The sequence below is a fragment of the Amycolatopsis nigrescens CSC17Ta-90 genome (assembly GCF_000384315.1).
Lineage (GTDB): Bacteria > Actinomycetota > Actinomycetes > Mycobacteriales > Pseudonocardiaceae > Amycolatopsis > Amycolatopsis nigrescens.
This window is the reverse complement of record NZ_ARVW01000001.1, coordinates 7,717,591-7,741,627: the sequence shown is the minus strand read 5'-3', so window position 1 is coordinate 7,741,627 and position 24,037 is coordinate 7,717,591. Positions and strand designations below refer to the sequence as shown.

The 24,037-nt window shown below is 68.5% G+C and carries 20 protein-coding genes and 1 pseudogene; 10 read left to right on the top strand and 11 right to left on the bottom strand.

The window, feature by feature from the left end; genetic code table 11:
• Positions 1-47: 47 nt before the first annotated feature.
• Positions 48-998: pseudogene (locus AMYNI_RS46220) on the bottom strand (M28 family metallopeptidase).
• 268 nt (positions 999-1,266) lie between these two features.
• Here AMYNI_RS46220 and AMYNI_RS0136645 point away from each other — a divergent pair.
• Together AMYNI_RS0136645 and AMYNI_RS0136640 are read left to right on the top strand one after the other, a co-directional pair.
• Entirely contained in the window at positions 1,267-2,004 is a 738-nt protein-coding gene (locus tag AMYNI_RS0136645) for a trypsin-like serine peptidase (protein WP_020673098.1), read from the top strand.
• Between the two features lie 12 nt (positions 2,005-2,016).
• Positions 2,017-2,943 carry a M28 family peptidase gene (locus tag AMYNI_RS0136640; protein WP_020673097.1) on the top strand — a complete coding sequence of 309 codons (927 nt, stop codon included), beginning with the start codon at positions 2,017-2,019 and terminating at the stop codon, positions 2,941-2,943.
• 47 nt (positions 2,944-2,990) lie between these two features.
• On the opposite strand, the gene AMYNI_RS0136635 is transcribed toward AMYNI_RS0136640, so the two are convergent.
• A complete protein-coding gene (locus tag AMYNI_RS0136635) occupies positions 2,991-4,043 on the bottom strand; it encodes a LacI family DNA-binding transcriptional regulator (RefSeq protein WP_245574095.1) in 1,053 nt (350 codons plus the stop codon).
• A gap of 171 nt (positions 4,044-4,214) precedes the next feature.
• On the opposite strand from AMYNI_RS0136635, the gene AMYNI_RS0136630 reads away from it, so the two are divergent.
• Genes AMYNI_RS0136630 through AMYNI_RS0136620 form a run of 3 tightly spaced genes read left to right on the top strand, consistent with a single transcriptional unit; the run spans position 4,215 to position 8,331 of the window.
• Positions 4,215-5,336 carry a hypothetical protein gene (locus AMYNI_RS0136630; RefSeq protein WP_020673095.1) on the top strand — a complete coding sequence of 374 codons (1,122 nt, stop codon included), beginning with the start codon at positions 4,215-4,217 and terminating at the stop codon, positions 5,334-5,336.
• A 29-nt stretch (positions 5,337-5,365) separates the two neighbouring features.
• Entirely contained in the window at positions 5,366-6,715 is a 1,350-nt protein-coding gene (locus tag AMYNI_RS0136625; protein WP_020673094.1) for an amidase, read from the top strand.
• Positions 6,716-6,741: 26 nt separating this feature from the next.
• The gene (locus tag AMYNI_RS0136620) at positions 6,742-8,331 is read left to right on the top strand and encodes an amidohydrolase (RefSeq protein WP_020673093.1); all 1,590 of its coding nucleotides are present in this window, start codon (positions 6,742-6,744) and stop codon (positions 8,329-8,331) included.
• Between the two features lie 57 nt (positions 8,332-8,388).
• On the opposite strand, the gene AMYNI_RS0136615 is transcribed toward AMYNI_RS0136620, so the two are convergent.
• Both AMYNI_RS0136615 and AMYNI_RS0136610 read right to left on the bottom strand, forming a co-directional pair.
• A complete protein-coding gene (locus AMYNI_RS0136615; protein WP_020673092.1) occupies positions 8,389-8,787 on the bottom strand; it encodes a hypothetical protein in 399 nt (132 codons plus the stop codon).
• Between the two features lie 108 nt (positions 8,788-8,895).
• Complete coding sequence (locus AMYNI_RS0136610; RefSeq protein WP_020673091.1) at positions 8,896-10,020, bottom strand: FAD-dependent monooxygenase; 1,125 nt, start codon at positions 10,018-10,020, stop codon at positions 8,896-8,898.
• Positions 10,021-10,162: 142 nt separating this feature from the next.
• Here AMYNI_RS0136610 and AMYNI_RS0136605 point away from each other — a divergent pair, with 142 nt between their 5' ends.
• Positions 10,163-11,137: a helix-turn-helix transcriptional regulator gene (locus tag AMYNI_RS0136605; protein ID WP_157357604.1), complete on the top strand. Its 975-nt coding sequence runs from the start codon at positions 10,163-10,165 to the stop codon at positions 11,135-11,137.
• A 25-nt stretch (positions 11,138-11,162) separates the two neighbouring features.
• On the opposite strand, the gene AMYNI_RS46215 is transcribed toward AMYNI_RS0136605, so the two are convergent.
• Together AMYNI_RS46215 and AMYNI_RS0136595 are read right to left on the bottom strand one after the other, a co-directional pair.
• Complete coding sequence (locus AMYNI_RS46215) at positions 11,163-12,251, bottom strand: class I SAM-dependent methyltransferase (protein ID WP_169515797.1); 1,089 nt, start codon at positions 12,249-12,251, stop codon at positions 11,163-11,165.
• On the bottom strand, positions 12,248-13,477 hold the full coding sequence (locus tag AMYNI_RS0136595) for a phthiocerol/phthiodiolone dimycocerosyl transferase family protein (RefSeq protein WP_020673088.1): 1,230 nt from the start codon (positions 13,475-13,477) through the stop codon (positions 12,248-12,250). Before AMYNI_RS0136595 ends, AMYNI_RS46215 begins: the two co-directional genes overlap by 4 nt.
• Positions 13,478-13,641: 164 nt before the next feature.
• Between AMYNI_RS0136595 and AMYNI_RS0136590 the strand changes: the two genes are divergently transcribed.
• Positions 13,642-14,802: a macrolide family glycosyltransferase gene (locus AMYNI_RS0136590; protein ID WP_020673087.1), complete on the top strand. Its 1,161-nt coding sequence runs from the start codon at positions 13,642-13,644 to the stop codon at positions 14,800-14,802.
• A gap of 34 nt (positions 14,803-14,836) precedes the next feature.
• Here AMYNI_RS0136590 and AMYNI_RS0136585 read toward each other — a convergent pair whose 3' ends face one another.
• Positions 14,837-16,855, bottom strand: coding sequence for a carbamoyltransferase family protein (locus tag AMYNI_RS0136585; protein WP_020673086.1), 2,019 nt, complete (start codon positions 16,853-16,855; stop codon positions 14,837-14,839).
• A 256-nt stretch (positions 16,856-17,111) separates the two neighbouring features.
• On the opposite strand from AMYNI_RS0136585, the gene AMYNI_RS0136580 reads away from it, so the two are divergent.
• The 3 genes from AMYNI_RS0136580 to AMYNI_RS0136570 are packed head-to-tail and all read left to right on the top strand — an operon-like array spanning position 17,112 to position 19,733.
• The gene (locus AMYNI_RS0136580; protein ID WP_020673085.1) at positions 17,112-18,353 is read left to right on the top strand and encodes a sedoheptulose 7-phosphate cyclase; all 1,242 of its coding nucleotides are present in this window, start codon (positions 17,112-17,114) and stop codon (positions 18,351-18,353) included.
• Positions 18,346-18,795 carry an S-ribosylhomocysteine lyase gene (locus AMYNI_RS0136575; RefSeq protein ID WP_020673084.1) on the top strand — a complete coding sequence of 150 codons (450 nt, stop codon included), beginning with the start codon at positions 18,346-18,348 and terminating at the stop codon, positions 18,793-18,795. Before AMYNI_RS0136580 ends, AMYNI_RS0136575 begins: the two co-directional genes overlap by 8 nt.
• Positions 18,796-18,797: 2 nt before the next feature.
• Positions 18,798-19,733, top strand: coding sequence for an aldo/keto reductase (locus tag AMYNI_RS0136570; RefSeq protein WP_020673083.1), 936 nt, complete (start codon positions 18,798-18,800; stop codon positions 19,731-19,733).
• Between the two features lie 158 nt (positions 19,734-19,891).
• Here AMYNI_RS0136570 and AMYNI_RS0136565 read toward each other — a convergent pair whose 3' ends face one another.
• From AMYNI_RS0136565 to AMYNI_RS0136550, 4 genes are all read right to left on the bottom strand, one after another.
• The gene (locus AMYNI_RS0136565) at positions 19,892-20,986 is read right to left on the bottom strand and encodes an HNH endonuclease (RefSeq protein ID WP_084628562.1); all 1,095 of its coding nucleotides are present in this window, start codon (positions 20,984-20,986) and stop codon (positions 19,892-19,894) included.
• 97 nt (positions 20,987-21,083) lie between these two features.
• A complete protein-coding gene (locus AMYNI_RS0136560; protein ID WP_020673081.1) occupies positions 21,084-21,923 on the bottom strand; it encodes an SDR family NAD(P)-dependent oxidoreductase in 840 nt (279 codons plus the stop codon).
• Positions 21,920-22,969, bottom strand: coding sequence for a class I SAM-dependent methyltransferase (locus AMYNI_RS0136555; RefSeq protein ID WP_020673080.1), 1,050 nt, complete (start codon positions 22,967-22,969; stop codon positions 21,920-21,922). Before AMYNI_RS0136555 ends, AMYNI_RS0136560 begins: the two co-directional genes overlap by 4 nt.
• A 32-nt stretch (positions 22,970-23,001) precedes the next feature.
• Positions 23,002-24,018, bottom strand: a complete 1,017-nt coding sequence (locus AMYNI_RS0136550) for a 3-oxoacyl-ACP synthase III family protein (RefSeq protein ID WP_020673079.1) — start codon at positions 24,016-24,018, stop codon at positions 23,002-23,004.
• Positions 24,019-24,037: the final 19 nt, after the last annotated feature.

Sequence of the window (24,037 nt, the reverse complement as noted above, 5' to 3'; positions counted from 1 at the left end):
ACCGTTGCGGTTTAACAGTTTTCCCGCCTTTCGTCCCTAGTGGACTGTTAAGGTGCGAACGGCGCAGCGGCGAGCGTCCATACGGCGGAGGCGACCGCGTCGGTGTTGCGGTCCAACGCGGTAGCATGGATGTTGGCGGTCCGGTCGCAGGCGCGGTGGTAGCAGACGTCGTACGCGCGCCCGGCGGTGCCGCCCCACTTGTTCGCCTGTGCGGTGGTCTTGATCCCCTCCGCGCCGGTGAACGGGCCGCCGACGGCGATGCCGTAGCGGGAGAAGGAGGCGTGGTCGCCGCGCCCGCCCATGTCGATGTCCTCGGCCGACACGCCGATCGAGGCGAAGTAGTCCTTCAGCGCCCGCTCCATGGCCACCGAGCCGGTGGGGTACCGGTCGCCGTCCAGCACGAAGTAGGCGGGGTTCGGTGAGCCGACCATGTCCACGTTGAGCTAGGACTTGATCTTCGCGCGCTCGGCCTGCGGGAGGTTCTTCGTGTAGTGATCGGAGCCGATCAACCACAGCTCCTCCGCGCCCCACCACGCGAAGCGCAGCTGACGGCGTGGCTGGAAGTTCTGCTTCGCCACGGTCAGCGCGATCTCCAGCACGGCGCTGGAGCCGGAAGCGTTGTCGTTGATGCCGGGCCCGGTGGTGACGCTGTCCAGGTGGCCGCCGACGAGCAGCACGTCGTCCTGGTCGCCGCCCGGCCAGTCCGCGATCACGTTCCAGCCGGTGGCGCCGTTGTACGTGAACGGCTGCAGGGTGGTGCGGAAGCCGGCCTCGTCCAGCTTCGCCTGCACGTAGTCGACCGACGGGCGGTAGCCGGGACGACCGTGCGCGCGGTTGCCACCGTTCGCGTCCGCGATCCGCTGGAACTGTCCGAGGTGTGCCTGCACGGCGGCCAGCGGGATGTCCGGCGGCGCTGGAGCCGCGTTCGAATAGCCGCCGAGCAGGGTCGTGGTGGTCAGTGCGAGCGCCGAAGTCAGTGCGGTCTTGGTGAACCTCATGCTTCCTCCAACCAGGGGCACCTGTGGAGTGTGCAGCGGCGTCGCAGCGCGACGGTCCGCGCGGCGCAAATACGTCACCGCGCCCAGTGCCGTGGCAGAACGGAATACCTTGCCGTGGCACGATTCCCTGCAATCGAATGCGAGTCTCGTCATGACTGCCACAAGAGTCGTCTCCCGAGCACTCATCGTCGTTACCGGTCTGGCCCTGCTCTCCACCCCCGTTCCCGCCTCGGCGGAAGGAGCCCTTCATTACTGGACACCAGATCGGATGGCGGCCGCCGAGCCGGAATCTTCGGGTTCCGCGCCGGTTCCAACTAGTGAGCCGGGGGTCGACACGGCGCTGCCACCGACCCCCGGCTCACTGGTGTTGACCGCGCTGACCGCGTCGCCGCGGCCGTACACCGACCCTGGCGAACGCGTGCACGGCAAGGTTTTCTACACCAAGGGCGGGCGCAACACCTGGTGCTCGTCAGCCGTCGCGACCGCGCCGAACAAGAGCCTGGTGTGGACGGCGGCGCACTGCGTCTCCGGTGCGGCCAACGTGATGTTCGTGCCCGCCTACAACTCCGCGGGCGATGACGATGCGCCATACGGCCGCTGGCCTGCCCGACTGGTGCAGACCAGCGGCAACGACCACGCGGTGGTGGTGGTCGGACAGGTCGGCGACCGGTCGCTGGAGGACGTGGTGGGTGCGAACGGGATCCGGTTCAACGGTCCGGTCGCGAACCGGACCACGATCTGGGGGTACCCGGGTGCCCGCCAGTGGACCGGACGTGACCTCACCTACTGCGACGAGCGTGCCCAGCCCTCCGGGGCGAGTGTCCGTACCTCCTGCGTGACCCAGCCGGGCAGCAGCGGTGGCGGATACGTGACCGGGGCCGCCACCCCGGCCGGGCTCGGCTACCTGTGGGCCAACCACACCGCGGGCGACGGCGCGAGCTATGCCATCGGCTCGGTGTTCGGTGCCACCGCGAAACAACTCTACGACGCCAACTCCTCTCGCTGACTGGAGAAACCCATGAAACTCCGCAAGTTCTTCGCCCCGCTCGCCACCGCCGCGCTCGCGGCCACCGTCGTGGTCTCGGTCTCCGGGCCGGCCAAGGCCGTGCCCGCCGAGGCCGTGCCGCCGGACATCCCGGCCGCCAACGTGATGGCCCATGTGCAGGAGTTCCAGAACATCGCCGGCCGCAGCGGCGGCAACCGCGCGCACGGCAGACCGGGCTACCGCGCGTCCGCGGACTACGTGAAGGCGAAGCTGGACGCCGCCGGGTTCCAGACCACGCTGCAGGCGTTCAGCCACAACGGCGCCACCGGCTGGAACGTGATCGCGGACTGGCCGCGCGGCAACGCCAACGAGATCATCTTCCTCGGCGCGCACCTGGACGGGGTGACCGCCGGCGCCGGGATCAACGACAACGCGTCCGGCTCGGCCGCCGCGCTGGAGACCGCGCTCGCGGTGTCCAGGGCCAACCTGGAGCCACAGAAGCGGCTTCGCTTCGGCTGGTGGGGCGCCGAGGAGCTCGGCCTCATCGGGTCCCGCTACTACACCACCAACCTGCCGTCCGCGGAGCGAACCAAGATCAAGAGCTACCTGAACTTCGACATGGTCGGCGCCAAGAACACGACCACCTGGGGCGTGTACAACGACAACGCAAGCCTGCGCCAGATGTTCGAGACCTACTTCCGCGGCAAGGCAATCCCGACCAGGCCGGTGAACATCGCCGGCCGCTCCGACCACGCCAGCTTCGCCAGGATCGGGATACCGGTGAGCGGGATCGCCAGCGGCAGCGACCCCTGCTACCACTCGGCGTGCGACAACATCAACAACGTCGGCTCGAACGTGATGGGGGTCAGCACGAACGCGGTCGCGTATGCCGCGTGGACGCTGTCCGGTGCCGCCAGCGCGGTCAACCGCGACCGGATCCGCCAGCACACCGGCAGCTGACCCCAGGCTCCCCGGTTTCGTCGCGCCGCGGCCACCCCGTCGGAAGGCTACGGCGCGGCGACCGGACCGGTGGTCGCCCGCGCCACCAGTGTCGGGGGGAACCGCACGTCGTGCACCTGTTCCCCGCGCATCAGCGCGAGCAGCTGGCGCACGCTCTGCTCACCGATCTGCCGCATGGGCGAGCGCACGGTGGTCAGTGGGCAGGGCAGTTCGGCTGCCATGGGCACATCGTTGAACCCGACGACGGAGAGGCCGCTGCCCGCCGCGATCCCGTGGTCGCGTAGGCAACCAAGGACACCGAGGGCCGCGGGATCGCTGACGGTGAAGATTGCGGTCGGCACGCTCTCGGCGCGCAGCAACCGTTCCGCGCCGAGACGGCCGCCCGCGATGTCGAAGGTGCTCGGCACGACCCGCTCGGCGGGTACCGGATGTCCCGCTTCGCGGAACACCTCGAGAAAACCTTCGGTGCGCTCGATCGCGTTGCTCGCGTACGGCAGCCCGGCGAGCACGGCGACCTGCCGGTGGCCGAGGTCGAGCAGGTGCTCGGCCGCGAGCCTGCCGCCGAGACGGTCGTCGCAGGTGACCGAGGGATAACCGGGTACGGCCCGGTTGACCAGTACGAACGGCACATCCCGGGCGACGAGCAGCTCGAGCGAACCGCCGTCGACGGGGGAATCACCGAGAATCATGGCGTCCACATTGTGCGAGAGCAGCGCTTCGACGCAGTCGCGCCTGGTGTCTTCGTCGTCCCAGGAGTTCATCACCAGGGAGTGGAAACCGCTGTCCCGTGCCGCCTGCTCGATCCCCTCGTAGATGGTGGCGAGCACGGTGTCGGCCAGCCGGGCCATGACCACGCCGAGCAGGCGCGTTCGCTGCCTGCGCAGGCCGCTCGCCGCGGCATTGGGCAGATAGCCGACCTCCCTGGCGACCTGGCGAATTCGCTCGGCAGCCGCGACGGAGGCAGACCGCACGCCGGGCACGGTCGAACCGTTGAGCACGCGGGACACCGTCGAGACGTGGAAACCGCTGAGCTCGGCGACCCTCGCCAGCGTCGCACGCCGCGGCCTGGCACCGCCCGGCTCCCTTATGACCCCATTCACCAGGTCATATTCGCACAGCCGCGGCTCAGGGGTTGACGGTGGACACACTGCCTCGTTAAATAGCGCAAACGTTATAGCCAAACCTTTGCGCACACGTCTCATCCCGTGTGCGCCACGGCGCGGGCGAGGGCGATGTGCATGGCCAATGTGGGCGATCAACAGAGCTTGCGTGTGCGCTTGCTGCCCGCGCTGGCCTGCTGCTGCCTGCTGGCGGTCGCGGTGAAGGAAGGGCTCGTGGCGCTGCAGGAGGTGCTCGGCGAGCGCGACGTGGACTGGGGTCCGCTGGCCCCGGACGCCTGGCTCGGCAAGGTGTCCGGCGATCTCACCGAGGCGCAGTTCTACGCCGTGCTCCCTGCCGGGGCCGGGATGCTGCTCATGGCCGCGCTCGCGCACCGGCTCGCCAGCCGGCGCCACCGCCTGCGCGGGTTCGACATCTGCTACGGGACCGGCCTCTTCCGGTGGGTCCTCACCGCCGCGCTGATCGGGCTCCTGCTCTCCCATGCGCTGTGGTGGTGGACGCGCACCCAGCAATGGCAGCCGACCTTCGTCGCCTTCGTATCCGTGTCACCGTCGATCGTGCTCGTCTACGGTGCGGGCTGGCGGGTCGCGTTGACCGCCGGCGGGCTCGGTGCCGTACTCGCCACCCCGCTTGCGATCGCCGCGGTGGATCTGGTGTGCCGTCCGCTCGGGCTGCCGAACGTGGTAGGCAACGTCACGGGCATGTGGTCCGGGGCGATCCTGGCCTTCACCATCTGCCGGTGGCTGCCGTGGATGCGGGTCGCCCAGCCCCCACCGGCCGTCCCCCGGCGGATTCCCTCCCTTTCATGGCTGCCGAGGCGGGTACTCGCCGACTTCACCGAGGCCCAGTTCTACGGCAACGAACTCGCCGGCCTCGGCTTGCTCGCCGGCCTGCTGCTGACCTGGGCCCTGGATCCGGGACTGCCCGGCTACGCGTCCAACCTGGTGCCGCAGGTGCTCGCCGCCCAGCTGCTCACCGCCTCCCTGGCCGTGTGGTGGCACGCCGACCGGTGGCACGGCCATGGTTGGTACCCCACCTTCGTGCCGGTCGTCTCGCTCGCCCCGGCCGCGGTACTGGCCCACGACGGGAGCTGGCCGGTGATCGTCTTCGCCGCCGTGCTCGGTGCCGCGGTCGGACCGCCGCTGGCCGCCGCGATCATCGCCAGGCTGCCCGCTGACTTTCACCCGTTCATCGGCAGCGTGTTCTCGATGACGGTGACGACCCTCGCCGGGACCGGGCTGCTGCGCCTGGCCGAGCTGACCGGAATGCTTTGACCGCCACTCGCTCGTTCGGAGGGACCGATATGGCCGACCACCCCAGCGACACCGGGGACTTCGCGGAGGTTCTGCGCTCCCCCATCCGCACCGTGCGCGAGCTCTTCGACCGCGGCGAGCTCTCCCCGCTCGAGCTGATCAGTGCCGTGCTCGACCAGATCGAGCGGCACAATCCCAGCCTCGGCGCACTGACCCAGGTCGCCCCGGAACAGGCTCTCGAGGCAGGCCGGGCGGCCACCGAGCGACTGGCGCACGGCGAGGTACGCGGTCCGCTCGACGGCATCGCGGTCGCGGTCAAGGACCTGGTCGAGGTCAACGGGATGGCGCTGGAGGCGGGATCGCGAGTGCTGGCCGGGAACACCGCGACGCGAGACGCCGCCGTCGTAGCCGCACTTCGAGCCGCGGGCGCGGTGCTCGTCGGCAAGGCGGCGCTCGACGAGTTCGCTCTCACCACGGTCGGCCCGGCCCGCAACCCGCTCGACCAGCGGCTCAGCCCTGGCGGGTCGAGCGGGGGCTCCGCATCGGCCGTGCGTGCCGGGATGTGCTTCGCCGCCATCGGCACCGATACCGGCGGCAGTGTGCGCGTACCCGCCTGCTGCTGCGCGATCACCGGGTTGAAACCGACCCACGGATTGCTACCCACCGACGGGGTCATCCCGCTCGCCCACTCCCTCGACCACGTCGGGACACTGGCCCGCACCGCCGAGGACACCGCGCTGTTCCTCGAGGCCATGTTGGCGGCGCGCCCACAGGGACGCGGGCCGCAGGCGTCGGACCCGCAGCACTACCGAATCGGCATTCCCGCCGACCTGAGCGGATACCAGCCCACGGTGCGGGACCGGTTCACCGCCGTCATCGAACGCGCACAGCGGAAAGGGGCACGGGTCAGGCCGCTGCGCTTCCCGGACCTCGACGAGGTCGGGGCGGTGCACTGGAGCATCCTCTCCAGCGAGCTCTCCGCCTACCACCGGCACCGCTTCGGCGACAACGAAGACAGGTACCGCCGGCCGATGCGGGAGGCGATCGACGCCGGGGCACTCGTGAGCGCCGAGCGGTACCTCGACGCACAGCAGACCCGGGGCCGGCTGCGCCGCCAGGTGGACGCCCTGCTCGCCGAGGTGGACCTGCTCGCCATGCCGACCATGACCGTCGAACCCCCGCAGCATGACCAGACGGCCGTCACCGTCGACGGGATCGAGACGGATCCCACGGCGGCCATGGTCCGGGGGACCTCGCTGTTCAACCACACCGGGCACCCGGCCGTTAGCGTGCCGCCCGAGGGTGGTTCCCGCGGGGACCGGCCGTGCGGAATCCAGCTCGTCGCCCCGTATTTCGCCGAACGCGCCCTGCTCGACGCGGCCCGCGCGTTCGAAGCCTGATCGAACAGACCGGAGGAACCATCGCAATGACAGCCGGCCAGGCGCGGATCTTCACCGCGGAAACCGTGCACACGATGACCGAGGCGGCACCGCCCGCCTTCGCCACCTTCGGCGAGACGATCGTGGCCACCGGCGGAGTCGCGCAGTTGCGCGCCCGGTTTCCCGAGGCCGAGGTGCACGACTTCGGGAAGGCAGTGTTGCTTCCCGGGTTCAACGACGCACACCAGCACCCGAGCATCATGGCCGAACAACTGCTCGAGGTGGACTGTTCGCCCGAGCTCGTCGGTTCCCGCGCGGAGCTGTTCGCCAGGCTGACCGAGCGCGCCGCGACCACCCCCGCGGGGCAATGGGTCATCGGCTGCCGCTACGACCACGCCAAGAGCACCGCGGGCACCGTGGTCACCCGTGCGGAACTCGACCACGTCTGTCCGGACCATCCGGTGTTCCTCCGCCAGATCGGCATGCACTGGGGCGTGCTCAACACCGCGGGCCTGCGCGCGGCCGGGCTGGACGAGGCCACCGAACTGCCCGCGGGCGGCGAGCTCGGCCGAGACCCGGCCGGGCGGCTCACCGGCACGGTGTACGAGCGGGCGATGTTCGAGCTGGTGGAACCGGCCATCCCGGAGCGAGGTCTGGATGAACGGCTGAGCGGACTTCGGCGGTACCAAAGGATGATGCACGCCGCCGGGATCACCTCGGTCGGCGACGCCCTCGTGTGGCCACGGGGTCTGCGGTTGCTGCAGGAGGCGCACGCCAGGCGGGAACTCACCCTCCGGGTGAACATGCTGCTCGCCTACTCCAGCCTGGACGCGATGCAAGCGGCGGGCTTGCGCACCGGGCTGGGTGACACCCGCCTGCGGATCGGCGGGGTGAAGGCATTCGTGGACGGTGCCGTCGCTGGTGGCACCTGTCTGCTCGAGGAGCCGTACGAGGACTCCTGCGGACACGGCATACAGGCGATGCCGACCGAGGAGCTCGGCGACTTCGTGTCCACAGTGCACCATGCGGGCAGCACGGTTTGCGTGCACGCCAACGGAGACCGCGCCATCCGGCTGCTGCTCGATGCCGTGGAAGCCGCGCAGCGGGCCGACCCGCGTCCACCCGCGCGGCACCGGATCGAGCACTGCAGCCTCGTCGATCCCGAGCTGCTGGCCCGCATCGCCGCACTCGGCATGGTCGCCGTGCCCTTCGGCAGCTACGTGGCCTTTCACGGGGAAAAGCTGCCCGGCTACTACGGCCGGCGAAGGGCAGCGCGGATGTTCGCTCACCGGGCCCTGCTCGACGCGGGTATCCCGGTCGCCGGGTCCTCGGATTTTCCCTGCGGGCCCTACGACGTGCGGCTCGCCCTCCGCTCCTGCGTCACCAGGGAGACCGCGGACGGCACGGTGCTCGGCGAGGACCAGCGCATCAGCCAGGAAGAGGCCGTCGCGCTCTACACCACGGGAGCGGCCTACGCCTCCGGCGAGGAAAGCCGCAAAGGGACCATCGCCGAAGCGATGCTCGCCGACTTCATCGTCCTCGACCGCGATCCGCTCCACGTCCCGGGGCGGGAACTCACCGAGATCGCGGTCGAGCAGACCTGGGTCGGTGCCGAACGGGTGTGGTCACGGGGATAACTCGGGCGGCTGGTGTTCGTGCACAGCGCGTTCACCGGCTAAGCCCTCGTCACGCGGTCATCCGCCCGGCGTGAGCTTGCAGTTCTGCTCGGCGTGCTTGACGACCGCCGTCCCCGCCGCGCCGTTCTTCTGGATGTCCTCGCGGCTCAGCTTCGCCGGATCGCCGCCGACCGATTTCACCTTCTCGGTGTAGCTGACCAGGTCGGTCCAGCTGGACTTGAGCTCGGCCGGCGCGGAGCCCGCCGCCGCCTTCGTCTTGGTCAGCCAGTCGTCGACCTTGGCGGGATCGGGTGCGCCGACGTACTCGCCGACCGATTTGAGGTAGTTCTGCACGTCGGCGCAGTAGTCACCACTCGACCCGCCGCCGGCGGCGTCCTTCGAGTCGTCTGAGCACGCGGACAACAGGGCCGCCAGCCCGATCGTGGTAGCGACGATGGTGCTGCCGGCTCGATTCACGGTTCCTCCCGATTTGTCCCCCGCCTGGGACGGAACCATATCCGGACAGCCCGCCCGGCGCAGGTGTTGCCGAGCATCGCGCCCAACCCGGTCATCGGGCCTCCGGTATCAGGCCGGCTGCGCCATCCGGTGGTGGCAGGCCTCGATGAGCGGATACGACTCGCGATGCCGTTGTTCCTGCTCGAGGCTGGCGATCGCGACCGAAGCCCGCACCAGGGCCGAGCACCGTTCCCGGCGGCGGTCGGTGAACGCTTCGAGGGCCTTCCCGACGTCCTGGTACCGGTCCAGCTCCTTGGCCAGCACCAGCCCGTCCTCGATGGCGAGCGCGGCACCGCTCGCCATTTGTGGCGAGGGCGTGTGCGCGGCGTCGCCGAGGACGACGCTGGGTCCGTCCGACCACGAGGTGTCGATGAGCACGGTCTGCACTGGCCGCCGAATCACCGAATCGGACCGGGCGACCTCGGGCCGCAGCTCCGCGACCCGGCCGGTGAACGGCGCGAGCAGCTCGCCCATCCGTGCGGCGAGTTCGGCATCCGGCAGCACGTCCGGCGGCACGCCGTTCTCGGTGAGGAAGACGTATGCCCGGCTCGGGGAGATCGGCACGACTCCGGTCTGGTGGCCGTCGCCGGCGAACGTGTGAATGCCGGTGGCCCAGCCTGGCCGCGGCACGCGGGCCCGCCACACCATTTGGCCGTGATAGCGGACCGGGGTGGGGCGGCCGATGAGGTCGCGAACAGTGGAGCGAATGCCGTCCGCGCCCACCAGCAGGTCGACGGTGCGGACCGTGCCGTCGGTCAGCTCGGCGCATACCTGGCCGTCCTGCTGGGCCAGGCGGGAAACGCTGAGTCCGTAGTGGATTCGCGTGCCGGCCCGCAATGCCTCGGCACGCAGGATCCGGTGCAGCTCGGGACGCGCGATGCCGGCCATGGCCGGGCCATCGCCGCCGATCAGGTGCGGGAGTTCGAGCTGGCTCGCGACCCCGTTCGCGTCCACGTTGGTGATCACGCTCATGCCGTATCCGGCGGCAAGGCATTGATCGGCAAGGCCAAGACCGTGCAGCGCCCGCAGCGACGGACCGGTCAGGCTCAACCCCCACCCGGCGGCGGTGCCCTCCGAGCCGCTTTCGATGACCTCGACGCTCCACCCCGATCGCGCCAGTGCGCTCGCGGTGGTCAACCCCGCGATGCCGGCGCCGACGATCAACGCCGAACGGGTGCCGTCACTGTTGTCCATGAGACCTCCAAGCCGATGTGCTCGACCGAACTTAGGTCCGCGAGCGCGGATTTCCCGTCCGTTTCCGGCGGCCGCTGTCCAGTTCCGGCAGCGTTTCCACACCGATGGCATGATCGTCTTGCCTACCAGAGAGCGTGAAACCTTGTTGTCGAGTCCCCTGCGTGACTTCGTCATCACGAAGTCCGAAAATCCGGTGAACCTGCTGCGGTCGGCGGGCCGGCTGTTCGGCGGCGCGGTCAACGCCAGTCCCCTTGGTCCGTTCACCGGCGGCGAGCACGAGGTCCGCGGCGTCGCGGGGGCGGATTTCGCCGTCGGCTACTTCGCCTCGTCGCTGCCGGTGCGGGTGAGCGCGGCACCCGGCCGGGATTCGTACTTCGTCAACCTGGGCGTGGCCGGTGAGATCACCGCGAGCCGGGGCGACCGGCAGGCGGTGCTCAGCCGCACGCGGGCCGGCGTGTTCAATCCGGGCGACGCGCAAGACCTTCGCCCGCACCAGCCGGGCACGAGGTTCCTGGGCCTGCGCATCGACGCCGGCCTCGTCCAGCGCGAACTCGCGGCACTCACCGGGCGCCCGACCGGTTCCGCGGTGCGCTTCGACCTTCCGCTCAACCTGGCCGAACCGCAAGGCAACGCGATACGGCTGCTGATCGATTCGCTGATCGAGCAACTCGACTCGAACGATCCGCTGTTCCAGCGCGAAGAACTGCGACGGCACCAGCTCCGCTGCATCGTGACCTCGCTGCTGCTGGCCCAGCCCCACACGCACACCGCAGCACTGCGCGACGTCGACGAGACGCCGCATCCCAGGGCACTGCGCGCCGTGGTCGCCTTCATCGAGGACAACCTGTCCGAACCGATCTCCCTCGGCCAACTAGCGGAAGCCGCCGGGTGCAGCGCACGGACCGTCAGCAGCGCCTTCCGGGACAAGCTCGGGACCTCACCGATGAACTACGTCCGCAACCTCCGGCTGGACCGGATCCGCCACGACATCCTCCACACCGACGACACGATCGGCGACATAGCCTATCGCTGGGGCATCACCCACCTCGGCCGATTCGCGAACAGCTACCGCGCACGATTCGGCGAGCTGCCCTCGACCACCGCCGCCCGACGGTAGTGAGCCAGGTGAGGCGCGCTTCAGCTCACTTCCGAGCGACGATGCAAGTGGCCACCGGGTAGTCCGGATGACGGTCTCCCAGTTCGGCGGGGGAAAGCTCGTCGGCCGCGATGCCCAGAAAAGCCGCGATCGTGGTGAGCGGGTTTCCGTACTGGTACGGCCGGATCTCCGACCAGTCCGCGAACATCTCCCGCATGGCTGCTGGCAGTGGCCGCCAGTAGTCCTCGGGGGCGCGGTGGAGGCGCTGCGCGCTGGGCACCATGCAGAACGCGGTCCCGCCCGGCCGCAGCCAGCGGTGCATGTTGTCGACGATCCGCCACGGTCGCGGCGTGTGTTCCAGCACGTTGAAGGCGATCACGGCGTCCTGCGAACTCGCCGGCACGACGTGCGGATCCGCCGCGTCGCCCACCACCGATACTCCAGGTGCTTCGCTGATGTCCAGGCTGCGATACGTGGTCGCACCGTCGAATCCATAGGTTTCCCGATTGCCGTCCCGGCCACCGATTTCGAGCACATCGCCGATCACCTGGCCACGAATCTCCTCGATGAACTCGTCCAGGTAGTACCGATCGATCGGGGTGCCGCGGCTGAACCCGAACGCCGGGCAGATCGGCTTCAGCCTGCGCAAGTGCCCCCAGTCGAGAGCACCCGGTGCCGGTGCGACGAAGCCGCGCCGGGCCATCCGGTCGAGCAGTTCGCCGAACTCGGGTGGCCGGCCAGCCTGCACGAGGCCCTGCTGCATCCCCGCACAACGCAGCACCTGGCGGGTCTCCCTGCTGAGTTCCGTCAGGTCGGCGATGGGATTCTGCTCCTCGTCGAAAGCGATGAGCGAACCCCGGTGCACGAGGAACAACCGGTTCGGATATCTGTCGCGAAGGTCTTCCAGCACATCCTCAACATCGGCGGGAACCGGCGATGCGCGCAGCTCCCGGAATTCCGATTCCGCATTACCCGGATCGTGCTCGTGCAGCATTATTTCGCCGGCGAGCAACATCTCCAGATCCAATGCTGAGCCTGGCTCGTCCTGCGCTCCGCCGATCGCCTTCGGGAAGACTCCTTCGGACTGGACCGACAGTGCCATCACCGACGTGACAGATTCAGTTGTGGTGGTCATGCCCATCCTTCCAGCCCACGCACGATGGCGGCCTCCAGTTCACCCGCGGTCTCCTGGGTGAAGGCGCCGGAGGGCAGGCAGTACTTGACGCTGATCCGGCCGTTGATCGTGTGAATACCGTAAATGGGGTAGCTGAAGGCCCGGTCGCGTGGCCGGGTCAGGTACACGTCGGTGATCTTCACCCCGGAATCCGCCACCGGCGGCGTGATGTCTCCGACGTTGGTGACGATCGCCAGCGCCGCGCTTTCGGCCGGCGGCTCGCCGCCCCAGATGCGGTGGCGCGACTCGGCCAGGTTCAGCAGATCGTGCTGGGGCTCGTGCCGCGCCAGCGCCGCGTCGAACTCGCTCTTGAACTCGCGACCGAGGCCCGCCGGGTCGCTACCGGCCGCGACGTCGAGTTTGGTGTGGTGCAGGAGGCTGAAGTTCGTCACCTCGGTCGAACCGACCGGAGGTTCGACCCGGCCGCGCAGATCGATCGCCGAACTGCAGATCATCCGCGCTGCTCCAACGCGTTCGGCCAGCAGGCCGCGTTGGACCGCGAGCACGACACCGCAGATGTACGCGTGCACGGTCAGCCCGTGCGTCCGCGCCGCGTCCTGCAGCCGCGCGGACTGCGCCTCGGACAGCAGGATCCGGCCCGGGATCTCCCGGTGGACGTCGTCACGTTCCTTGTAGTCCGGCTGTTCCGGTTCCCGCGCCGCGGTTCCGGCCGTGGACCGGTCCCGGAACCGCTGCCGCAACACCTTCGACGGTGCCTCCGGCAATGATCCGGCCGGCCGCACGGAGACCGCCTCCCGAGCCGCCAGCCGCACATAGAACTGCCACAGCCGGTTGTTCAGCGCAACCTTGTTCCGGCCGTCGGCGATGACATGGTCGGTGAAGAACGCCACCGCGAACCGCTCCCCGTCACGTGCGAGGACGAGCCGCGACAGCAGCTCCGCCGAGTCCCAGCCGCTGTGCACATCGTTGAAGTCGTCCCACTCCGGCATCCCGTAGCACTCGAACCTGACCGTAGCGCCTTCGGGCACGCACATCAGTACCCCGCCGTCGTCCCACGCGATCCGCCCGCGCAGCAACGGGTACTCCGCCGACAGCAGTTCGAACGCCCGCTGGAGGAGGTCCTCCTCGATCCGGCCGTGCCCCTCGATGACCAGCCCGTTGACCAGCCCGCCGGCACGTCCGGCCAGATTGGCCATTTCCAGGGTGTCGAGATAGCGGCTCAGCATCAGCGACCACAGACCTTCCGCATTGCCGGCGAGGAGTCGAACCCATGCTAGGGAACGGATCCGCCGGTTGGCCAAGGCACCTATTTCCACCTGCCATGGCAAGCCTTGTCGGTACTTCTCTTCTCTGTTAGGTATCTCTTATGCCATCACGCAAGCACATAGCCATGATCGGCAGCACCGGGCCGAGCCACATCTACCCCTCCCTGGAGATCATCCGCGAACTGGTGGCCAGGGGGCACCGGGTGACCTACGCCATCGGCGAGCCACTTGTCGGCCTTGTCGCCGATACCGGGGCCGAACCCGTTGCCCACCCGACGATCCTGCCGCCCAGCAAGGAGGCGATCTGGTCGGAGAACCCCATCGACGCCAAGCGGGTGTTCCTCGACGAGGCCATCGCGGCCTTCGGCCACCTCACCGCCTACTACGACGAGGACCCGCCCAGCCTGCTGCTCTTCGACATCGGCGGGATGGGAGGGCCGTTGCTGGGCAAGCGCTACGGCATACCGGCGGTCCGGCTCTCCCCGACCCACGTCGCTTGGAAGGGCTTCGAGCATGAGCCGGACATGGCCAAGGTCATCGAGTTCATGTACAACTCACCGTCCGGAAAGGACTTCCTGGCCGTACTCGAACGGTGGTTGACAGACAACGGGGTCCAGCAGGAAGGGGTGGACTGGCTGACCGACCCCGGGGAGTGCCTTTCCCTGATTCCGAAGGCGATGCAGCCGTGCGCCGACCGCATCCCGTCCTCGGTGCGCTTCGTCGGGCCGTGCCTGGCCCCGGCGCGGCTCGCCGATCGCAGTTGGACACCACCGGCGAGCGGGAAACGGGTGCTGCTGGTGTCTTTCGGCACGACGTACAACGACAAGCTCGAGATCTACCGGGCCTGCGTCGATGCCTTCACCGGTTCGGACTGGCATGTCGTCATGGTGGTCGGTCAGCACGTGGACCCGGCCGAGCTCGGCCCGTTGCCGGACTCGTTCGAGGTGCATCGCAGCGTGTCGCAGCTCGCGGTGCTCGCGGCCGCGTCCGCGTTCGTCACGCATGCCGGGATGGGTAGCTGCACGGAGGCGTTGTGGTTCGGCGTGCCGATGGTGGCGGTCCCGCAGGCTGCTGACCAGCCCCGCAACGCGGCCACGCTGGTGGAGCTCGGAGTGGGCAAGCACCTGCCGGCCGAGGAGGTGACAGCACCGGCACTGCGCTCGGCCGTGACCGAGATGGCGGATTCCCCGGAGGTCGCCGCGCGGCTGGCCGAACTGTCGGCCCAGGCACGGGCGCAGGGCGGTATTGACAAGGCCGTGGCCGCCATTGAGGCCTATTTGGAGTAGCAGGTGAGCCGCCCGCTACCCGGCAAGAAGTCGGCTATTTGCCGGATAGCGGGCGTAGGGTGATCAGCCGCTTGCGCCAGAGCTGGTGCACTTCGGCCCCGATACCACCGTCGCTCGAAACCGCCGCAGCGGCGAGGTCCCGAAGGGTGCGATGGCCGTCCGCCCTACCCAGCAGATCGTGCAGGTCGGCCGAGACCTCGTGGCGCGGGCCGCCGGTGTAGTCCGCATAGATCTCATGCCGGGCAGCGCCGGCAGCGGGGTCGACAACCGTGCCGATTCTAGTAGTGGGACGAAACTCGGGCACGAACTCGCTGAGATCCATCGAGCGCTCCCGGCGGCGGACGACGAAGTCCTCGATGACCAGATAGTCCAGCTCCGTGGTCAGGAAGGCGGTCAGCACGTCTTCGACGCTCTGCACGATCGGCTCGAAACTGTTGTTGAAGGACGTGTTCAGCAACACGGGCGTTCCGGTGATCTCGCCGAACCTGGCCACCAGCCGGGAGAACCGCTCGTTGGCCTCCTCGTCGACGACCTGCACCCGCGCCGTGCCGTCGACGTGGGTCACCGCGCCAAGATGCTCCTTCTGTTCTTCGCGCACGGGCAGCACGAAGGACATGAACTCGTAGTTCGCCACGGTGTCCGGTATTTCGAAGTAGGTGGCCGCGGCCGCACGGGTCACCACCGGGGCGAACGGCCGGTAGCCTTCCCGTTGCTTGATCATCGCATTGATCCGGTCGCGATTCTCCTTCGGCCGGGGATCGGCGAGGATGCTCCGATTTCCGAGTGCCCGCGGTCCGTACTCGGACCGGCCGGTCGCCCAGCCGAGGACAGCGCCGTCCGCCAGCAGCCGCGCGCCGTGCCCGACGATGTCCTGCCGTCGCTCGTATGCGAGCACCGAACTCCACAGATCGAGCGTCGCCACGATCTCCTCGGTGCCACCGAGCGAAGGCCCAAGACACGCCGACCTGAGTTGCCGCCGGGGCCGGCTGTTCTTCCGGAACTCGCCGTCCACGGCGAGCGCGGCCCCCTCCCCCGCCCCGCCGTCGTGCGCGGCCGGCGGGATGAACACCCGGTCGAAGAGGCCGGACCGGAGAATCAGGCCGTTGAGCGTGCTGTTGTGCGCGACGCCGCCGGAGAAGCAGAGATTCCGGATGCCGGTCAGCTTCGACCAGTGCGCCATGATGTGCAGGGAGATCTTCTCCAACGTCTCCTGCAGCGCGGCCGCGAAATCGCAGTACGTCTCGGCGAAGGGCTCGCCCTTCTGCCGCGGGAACAGACCTTCGTCCTCGAAGAACATGCGCTCGACGAGGTTGCCGGTCAAGATGCCGGAGTCCTGCAGGTGCAACTGGTACTGGCCGTCTTCCAAGAGCGTGTAGAGCTTCGAGAACGCCTTGCGGAACCTGGCCGGGTTGCCGTACGGCGCGAGCCCCATCACCTTGTACTCGTCGCCAACGCCATAGCCGAGGAAAGAGGTGGCGAGAAAGTACAGCTGGCCGAGTGAGTCACGTGACGGGTAGCTGGCCAGCTCCCGCAGTTCTCCTTGGCGCGCGTGGAAAACCGTGGCGGACACGTATTCGCCCATGCCGTCCATGACGACGGCGAGGGCTTCGCTCATGCCGGAGCCGGCCATGGCGGGCAACGCGTGCGAAACATGGTGCGGCACATAGGTCAGCATCTCGTCGGGCAGATCCCAGTCCAGCGATTCCCGCAGCCGCTCCTTGATCAGCTGCCGGGAGTAGCGCCGGGGTGTCTGCGGACTGGCGAAGTAGTGATGGTTCAGTGCCCGGTCGATGAAGTATTCCGGCAGGTAGTACCCCACCGCGTCGATATCACCGGGCGACACGTTCGCGTCCCGCAGGCACCAGCGGATCGCGTGCACCGGGAACTTCGTGGTCTTCTTTATCCGGTTGAGGCGCTCTTCTTCGATGACCGCCAGCACTTCGCCATCCCTGACCAGGCAGGCGGATGCGTCATGGCAGAAGTTGGCCGGCATGTCCGGCACGAGGTCGGACCGCTCGCTCGAAAGGTTACCGCTGATTCCCAGGGTCAACATAGGCTGGCACAGCTCCGTCCAGAGTCATCCTGCAGCTTCATCGCTGGTAACTGACAGCTACCATTCCCGCGCCGCAGTCCGCAAAGGACCTATTTTCACCCGGCCCGCGCGCTCCGGTAGAACCTGCCTCTCTAGTCACCGGGCTCGCGACCGGTTCACCATGGCAGGCAACCGGTCCGCCTACCGCTCATCCGGGTCGTGTGATGAGGAGCCGTGAGGGAGATGAACCCATTGCCACAGGGAGTTGATTGACTCCATGGCTCTGACGATGTTGCCGGACGGCGCATGGTCCGTCACGGCGAAGCAAGTCGTCGAGTACGCGGTCCGTCCGGTCCCCAACGTGCTGAACGGTACGTTCGAGATACCCGGGCCGGACAGTGCCGAGTGCGACCTGCTGGGCCGCACCCCGGCGGGGTCGATGCGCCGCCTCGTGGTCGTCGACCGCGAGGTGATGCGGCTGTACGGCAGGCAGGTGCGCGGCTTCCTCGACCGGCACGGGATCGAGTACCGGCTGCTCGTCCTGCCCGGCGGCGAAGCCACCAAGACGATGCGGACGGTCCTCCGGGTCTGCCGGGAGCTGGACGACTTCGGGATCGCCCGGCGCAGCGAGCCGGTCATCGTGTTCGGCGGCGGGGTGCTCAACGACGTGGTCGGCATGGCGGCCAGCATCTACCGCCGCGGCATCGAGCGGATCGTTTACGGCACCACGCTGGTGGCCCTTGTCGACGCGACCGTGGGGGCCAAGACGGCGAGCGACCACAACGGATTCAAGAACCGGCTGGGCACCTACCGCCCTGCCCGGCTGGTGATCGCCGACCGCAGTTTCCTCGCCACCCAGGAGCGCCGCCGGCTCTCCGACGGGCTGGCCGAGATCCTCAAGCTCGGGATCGTCTGCGACAAGAGCCTCTTCGAGCTGCTCGAAGACTACGGCGGGCTGGTGCTGGACGAACGGTTCCAGGCGGCGACGCCGACCGCGGACGCGGCCGCGACCCAGATCATCGAAGACGGCATCAAGGTGATGCTGACCGAGCTGCACGAAAACCTGTGGGAAGGCGAACTCGCCCGCGCCACCTACTTCGGCCACACGTGGTCGCCGAAGGTGGAGATGGAGGCGCTGCGCCGGTCCCGCAGTCCCCTGGCGTGGCGACGCCGCCGCTGGCTGCTGCACGGCGAAGCGGTGGCACTGGACATGCTGCTCAGCGTGTCGATCGCCTGTTCACGCGGGCTCATCTCGGAGAGCGAGCTCGACCGCATCGTCGCCGTTGTCCGGCAGCTGGACCTGCCGACCTGGGATCCCCTGCTGGACGAGCCCGCGATCCTGGCCGCCGGCCTGGAGGACTCGGTGCGGCATCGCGACGGCGAGCAGCTGGCACCGCTGCCCGAGTCCATCGGGAGCGTGACCTATGCGAACGACATCACCCCGGCCGAGGTGACCGCCGCGGTCGACTGGATGCGCTCGCTCAGGAAATCCGACAACAGGGAGACTCGGCATGGCTGACCTCGACCACCGTTTCGTGGCCCCGCCCTACCTGCGGCTCACCGACCGCCGCAAGACCTCCGCCGGGCTGGTGTTCGTCTGGCATCTCCGCGTCGCGCAGCCGAACATCGCCCAGATCTCGACCGACACGGTGCACTCGCTCGAGCACTTCATCGGCGACTACCTGTACAACACGTCCGACGACATCATCACCGTCGCGCCGATGGGGTGCCAGACCGGCTTCTACATCGCGACCAGTATCGAGGACTACGACGAGCTGGCGACGCTGTTGGCCGGTGTGCTCGAACGGGTTCTCGAAGCCGATGCGGTGCCCCACGCCGATCCGGTCCACTGCGGGTGGGCTGCCAACCACTCCCTCGGCGGGGCGCAGATCGCCGCCGCCTGGCTGCTCGGCCGCCAGGCCGAGTGGGCCGATCCCGGCCCGGACGCGCGTGAGGTCTAGCCGTGCAGTACCGCCCGCTGGGCCGAACCGGGTTGCAGACCTCCGTCGTGTCCTTCGGCGCCGCGCCGCTGGGCGACATGTTCGGCCCGGTCGACGACGCCGCCGGGATCGCGACCGTCCGACGGGCACTCGACCTGGGGATCAACTTCTTCGACACGTCCCCGTACTACGGAAACGGCCTTTCCGAGCAGCGGCTGGGCAAGGCGCTCGCCGGCCGCCGGGGCGAGGTGCTGATCGGCACCAAGTCCGGCAGGTTCGGCGACCAGGACTTCGACTACCGCCCCGCGCGAATCCGCGAAAGCCTCGAAACGAGCCTCCGGCTGCTGCGGACCGACTACGTGGACATCTTCCAGCTGCACGACATCGAGTTCACCAAGCTCGACCCCGTGTTCGAGGACACCCATGCCGAGTTGGTGCAGCTTCGCGCCGAGGGAAAGTGCCGCTTCATCGGCATGACCGGGTACCCGATGCAAACCCTGCGGCGCGCCGTCGCGGAGACGGAGTTGGACACGGTCCTCTCGTACGCGCACTACACGCTGCTCAACACGCGGCTGGCGACCGAGCTACGCCCGCTGTGCGAGCAGCGCGGCACCGCCCCGATCAATGCCGCCGCGGTCGCCGTCGGGCTGCTCACCCCGGCCGGCACCCGGTTGCCGAACCATCCCGCCGGCCCGGCCGTCACGGCCGCGGCCTCGCGAGTGGCCAGGTACTGCGGCGAACGTGGCCTCGATGTCGCCTTCCTGGCCAACCAGTTCGCCATCCAACGCAGTGGCTGCCCGACCACCGTCGTCGGCACGACGAAGACCGACCACCTGGAGAGCGCGGTACGCGCCGCGAGCACGCCGCTGGACGAGCCGCTGCTGGCCGAGGTACTGGCGCTGACGGCCGATGTCCGCGACCGCTCCTGGACGAGCGGGCTTCCCGAGAACAACGGTTGACCGCACCCGGGCCCGGTGTCGCTGTCCGCGCTCACCGGCCGGGCGTGCTCTTCCTTCCATTCCAGCAGATCGCTGCCGTCTCGGGGCGCCCCGCCAGTTCCTCGTTGATCCCGGAGTCGCGGTAGACAGTGCAGTCGTTCCGCGACGCCGAGATCACCTTAGGTGGTGTAGGTGGCTTTGGCTGGGGTGGTGATGGTGTGGTCGGTGTGGGTCCAGCCGGGTTGGTCTTTGAGTTTGTGGTGGCGTTTGCAGTAGCCGCGGAGGTTGGTTTTGGTGGGTCCGCCGTGTGCCCAGTCGGTGGTGTGGTCGAGGTCGGCTAGTTGGGCTGGTCGGTGGCAGCCGGGGTGGCAGCATTCGCGGTCGCGGATGCGGATAAAGCGGTCGAGTGCTGCGGGTGGTCGGTAGCTGCTGCGGCCGACATCCACGGGGAGACCAGTGGCAGGGTCGGTGATGATGCGGCGCCAGGTGGAGCCGGGGTTGTAGGCGATTTCCTTGGCCAGCCAGGCGGGGATGGGTCCGGAGCCGGTGAGTTCGGCGTAGTTGTCGTTCAAACCGGCCAGGGTGGTGAGGTCGACATAGAGGTACACGTCGGCCTTCGGGTTGCGGGGTGTGCCGCGTTCGCGGAGACATCGATCCGCGAGCACATCGGCCCGAAGTTGGTCCAGTGTGCGGGGTTCGCCGGCGACCTTCAGCGCATGGGCTTCACGATCGGTGCGGGCGTAGATCGCTGTGCCGACTTCGACGGGTAGATCGACGATGAGGGTGGTCATGCCTTCGCCTTGGTGCACCAGTTCGACTTTGCGGTCCAGTCGGCGGCGTCGGGTGCGGGCGGCGTATCCGTTCGGGTCGATTCGGGCGACCACTCGGTTCACGGCCCGCCGCAGACTGGAGGGGTTTTTGCCCGCCAGCCGTTCGCTCATCACCGCGTCGACTTCACGGGCCTTCTCGTCGGAGAGCACGGCGGTGGCGTCGAAGATCTTGGAGGCTTTGTACCCGTCGATGACCCCGGATTCCATGGCCTGCAACGTCTTCGGCAGCCGTGTCGCCAACGCCTCAGCGAGCGCGATCTGCTTACCGGCCATGTTCTCGGTGACCGCCAGCCCAAGCGCCAACTCGGCTGGCACCCCTCTGGTTCTTTCTTCCACCTCATTCAACCGCGCCACCAGCCGAAGCTGCTCCGCCTCCAACTTGCATTTCTGTTCCTGAATAACCTGAATGTCCTTCAACAACTCACAAGCCTGGTCCCTATCCATACCCGAATTCTATCGGCGACCCCCGACAAGAACCGGGCCCCGAGCCCGTCCCCACGGCGCGCCGAAGGCGGGCCCGAAACCCGCACCGGCCAAGCCCTCAGATCAGCAGCCCACCGCCGCAGTTCACCGTCTCACCGCTGATATAATCCGATTCCGGGGAACAAAACAGATAGACCGCCCCGGCAGCCTCCTCGACGGTACCCATCCGGCCAAGCGGGATGTTCGCCCGCAACGTAGCCAGCAGCTCGGGGTTGACCCCGGTGGGCAGCGGCTTGCCGGCAGCGTCCATCGTCGGCACCTTGTTGTCCGCGTGGTCCATCGGCCTGCTGGCGCGGGTCACGACGAGTCCGAAGGCGACGGTGTTCACCGTGACGTTGTACCGACCCCATTCCTTGCACAGGGTCCTGGTGAGCCCGGCCAGTCCGGCTTTGGCGGCGGCGTAGTTGATCTGCCCGGCGTTGCCGGTGACCCCGGCCAGTGCCGAGACGTTGACCACTTTGCGGCAGCGTGCGATGCCGTGGTCCCGGATCTCGCCCTTCGCCGCCGCGCTGATCACCGGCTGGGCCGCGCGGAGGATCCGGAACGGGGCACCCAGGTGCACGTCGAGCACCCGGTGCCACTGCTGGTCGCTCATCTTCTGGATGACCGAGTCCCAGGCGAACCCGGCGTTGTTCACCACGATGTCGACCCCGCCGAAGGCCTCGACCGCGGTGTCCACGAAGCGTTGCGGGAAGCCGTCCTGCGTGATGTCGCCAACGCACGAAACGGCCACGCCGCCCCCGGCTTCCACGGACGCGATGGTTTCCTTGACCGCGGCGGTGTCCGTGCCGTTCACCACCACCCGCGCACCGGCCGAGCTCAGCTTCAGCGCCACGGCCCGCCCGATGCCGCGGCTCGACCCGGTGACCAGCGCGACCCGGCCTTCGAGTTGGCTCATCGAGGCGTGGTCTCTTTTCGGCAGGTGAAGTACGAGAAGTGGCACTGGTAGTGGTCGCGCTTGGCATAGAGCTTGTCGATGCAGTACCTGAGCAGGAACAACCGGTCGCGGACCGCCCCCGGTGCGGGCGACGCCCCTTCCACCTTCCTGGTACCGCCGATCCAACCCAGCACGACCTCGTGGTACGGGGAAAGGGAGTCCACGAGGTCGTCGGGATACACGTTGACCAGCTGCTCGAAGTAGTGCAACGGCTTCAGCCCGGCGCCGGCCAGCGCCCGCAGGTACTTGTCGACCGTGCCGACCTCCGGATACGCGTGCGCGCGCAGCGCGGCGTACCCCTTCATCACTTCGTCGCTCTCGAGCTTTTCCCGGTATTTCTCGAACAACGGCTCAGTGCGCACCATTTCACTGGCGATGTCGTTGACCGCCTCGACCGCATCGTGCAGCCGCCAGTCGCCGGCCTTGCGGTCGGGGTTGGTCATGTCACCCGTGCTCACCAGCGCGATCCCGCCGGGCTTCAGCACCTTGTGCCAGGTCTCCAGCGTCTCGGAAAGGTCCGCGTAGAGGTGGATGGCGTTGGTCGAGATCAGCAGGTCGATGCCGCGGTCGGTCAATTCGGTCCCGATCACCTCGTCGACCGACTGGAACCGGTCGTTGGTGCCCGGCACGCGCTGCAACAATCGCATCGCCACTCGCGGCTCGTCTTCGAACTTCTCCAGTATCACTCGCAGGTATCTGGGCGACACGTCAACATTGAGCAGCAGGACGGAATCCTCGGTGCCGGCGAGCAGCCGGTCGGTCAACAGCCCGGTGCCGCACGAGTAGTCCATCACGACCGTCGGCCCGGTCATCACCGCCAGTGCCTGCGCGATGACCGGATCCCAGCACCTGCTGAACGAATTGCTGCCGTGCGCCTCGTACTTCAGGGCCGCCTCGTCGACCGGTTTTCCGGTCCAGGCGTCGCCGGGCACTCGGGGGAACCCCGGCGGCCAGCCGGCGGCCGGGCCGGGCCATGCCGGCTGCTGACCGGTCTCCCTGTTCGACATCTGTACCGCTCCTCTCCTCAGAAAGTGGTGCACTACCCCAGCGCCGCCGGTGACGGCACGGCCCAGCGGAGGGAGGCCGCGCCCCAGGTCACCCCGGCGCCGAGTGCGACGAGGAGAACCAGGTCCCCTTCGGACAACCGTCCCTTGTGGAACGCGTCATCGAGTGCGATCGGTACCGAGGCCGCCCCCGTGTTCCCGCTCCAGGAGATGGTCCGGTGGAGGTGGTCCGGTGGCGCGCCGAAGAGCTTGGCCCACTCCTCGATCATCACCCCGTTGGCCTGGTGCGGGATGATGAGATCGGCTTCGGAGAGTTCGATTCCGGAGTCCCGCGCCAGGTCGTCCATCAGCGCGGGCAGCACGTCGACCGCGGTTCGCCGGGCGTCCTGGCCGCGCATCCTGGCGTAGTGCAGCCCGTTCGCCACCGTGTCCGCGCTGGCCGGCAGCCGGCTGCCGCCCGCCGGGATCTGCACGATCCCGGTTCCCGAACCGTCCGTGCCGATGTTGGTGGTGATGATGCCGCGGCTGTCGCCGGTCTTCGCCAGCACGACGGCGCCCGCGCCGTCACCGAACAGGACACAGGTGCCCCCGTCGGTGTAGTCGAGCGAGCGCGAGTGGATGTCCGCGCCGATCACCAGCGCGCACTGCCGCCGCGGGTCGGCGGTGAGCATGCTGTGCGCGATGGCCAGCGCGTAGATGAAACCGGTGCAGGCCGCCGCCAGGTCGAAGGCCACCGCGTTCGACGCGCCGAGGTTGTGCTGCACGAAGCAGGCCGTCGACGGTAGCGGCTGATCCGGGTTGGTGGTGGCCAGTATCAGCAGGTCAACACTGCTCGCCTCGACTCCGGCCGCCACCAGCGCGCGCCTGGCCGCGTGCGTCGCGAGGTCCGAGGTCGCCTCGTCCTCGGCCGCGACCCGCCGCTCGGCGATGCCCGTCTTGTCGAGTATCCATTGTGGATCGACACCCAGCCGCTCGCCGAGTTCCGTGCTGTGCAGGACGCGGTCCGGAAGATAGGCTCCGGTGCCCAGTATCGTGCTGGCGGTCTGTGCCATGTGGATAGTCCTCTTCCGG

Coding starts and splice junctions, on each gene's coding strand:
- AMYNI_RS0136585 (WP_020673086.1), bottom strand. CDS start 16,855: ATGTTGACCCTGGGAATCAGCGGTAACCTTTCGAGCGAGCGGTCCGAC.
- AMYNI_RS0136610 (WP_020673091.1), bottom strand. CDS start 10,020: ATGGACAACAGTGACGGCACCCGTTCGGCGTTGATCGTCGGCGCCGGC.
- AMYNI_RS46215 (WP_169515797.1), bottom strand. CDS start 12,251: ATGACCACCACAACTGAATCTGTCACGTCGGTGATGGCACTGTCGGTC.
- AMYNI_RS0136550 (WP_020673079.1), bottom strand. CDS start 24,018: ATGGCACAGACCGCCAGCACGATACTGGGCACCGGAGCCTATCTTCCG.
- AMYNI_RS0136580 (WP_020673085.1), top strand. CDS start 17,112: ATGGCTCTGACGATGTTGCCGGACGGCGCATGGTCCGTCACGGCGAAG.
- AMYNI_RS0136645 (WP_020673098.1), top strand. CDS start 1,267: ATGGCGGCCGCCGAGCCGGAATCTTCGGGTTCCGCGCCGGTTCCAACT.
- AMYNI_RS0136625 (WP_020673094.1), top strand. CDS start 5,366: ATGGCCGACCACCCCAGCGACACCGGGGACTTCGCGGAGGTTCTGCGC.
- AMYNI_RS0136565 (WP_084628562.1), bottom strand. CDS start 20,986: ATGGATAGGGACCAGGCTTGTGAGTTGTTGAAGGACATTCAGGTTATT.
- AMYNI_RS0136590 (WP_020673087.1), top strand. CDS start 13,642: ATGATCGGCAGCACCGGGCCGAGCCACATCTACCCCTCCCTGGAGATC.
- AMYNI_RS0136555 (WP_020673080.1), bottom strand. CDS start 22,969: ATGTCGAACAGGGAGACCGGTCAGCAGCCGGCATGGCCCGGCCCGGCC.
- AMYNI_RS0136620 (WP_020673093.1), top strand. CDS start 6,742: ATGACAGCCGGCCAGGCGCGGATCTTCACCGCGGAAACCGTGCACACG.
- AMYNI_RS0136595 (WP_020673088.1), bottom strand. CDS start 13,477: ATGCTGAGCCGCTATCTCGACACCCTGGAAATGGCCAATCTGGCCGGA.
- AMYNI_RS0136640 (WP_020673097.1), top strand. CDS start 2,017: ATGAAACTCCGCAAGTTCTTCGCCCCGCTCGCCACCGCCGCGCTCGCG.
- AMYNI_RS0136575 (WP_020673084.1), top strand. CDS start 18,346: ATGGCTGACCTCGACCACCGTTTCGTGGCCCCGCCCTACCTGCGGCTC.
- AMYNI_RS0136560 (WP_020673081.1), bottom strand. CDS start 21,923: ATGAGCCAACTCGAAGGCCGGGTCGCGCTGGTCACCGGGTCGAGCCGC.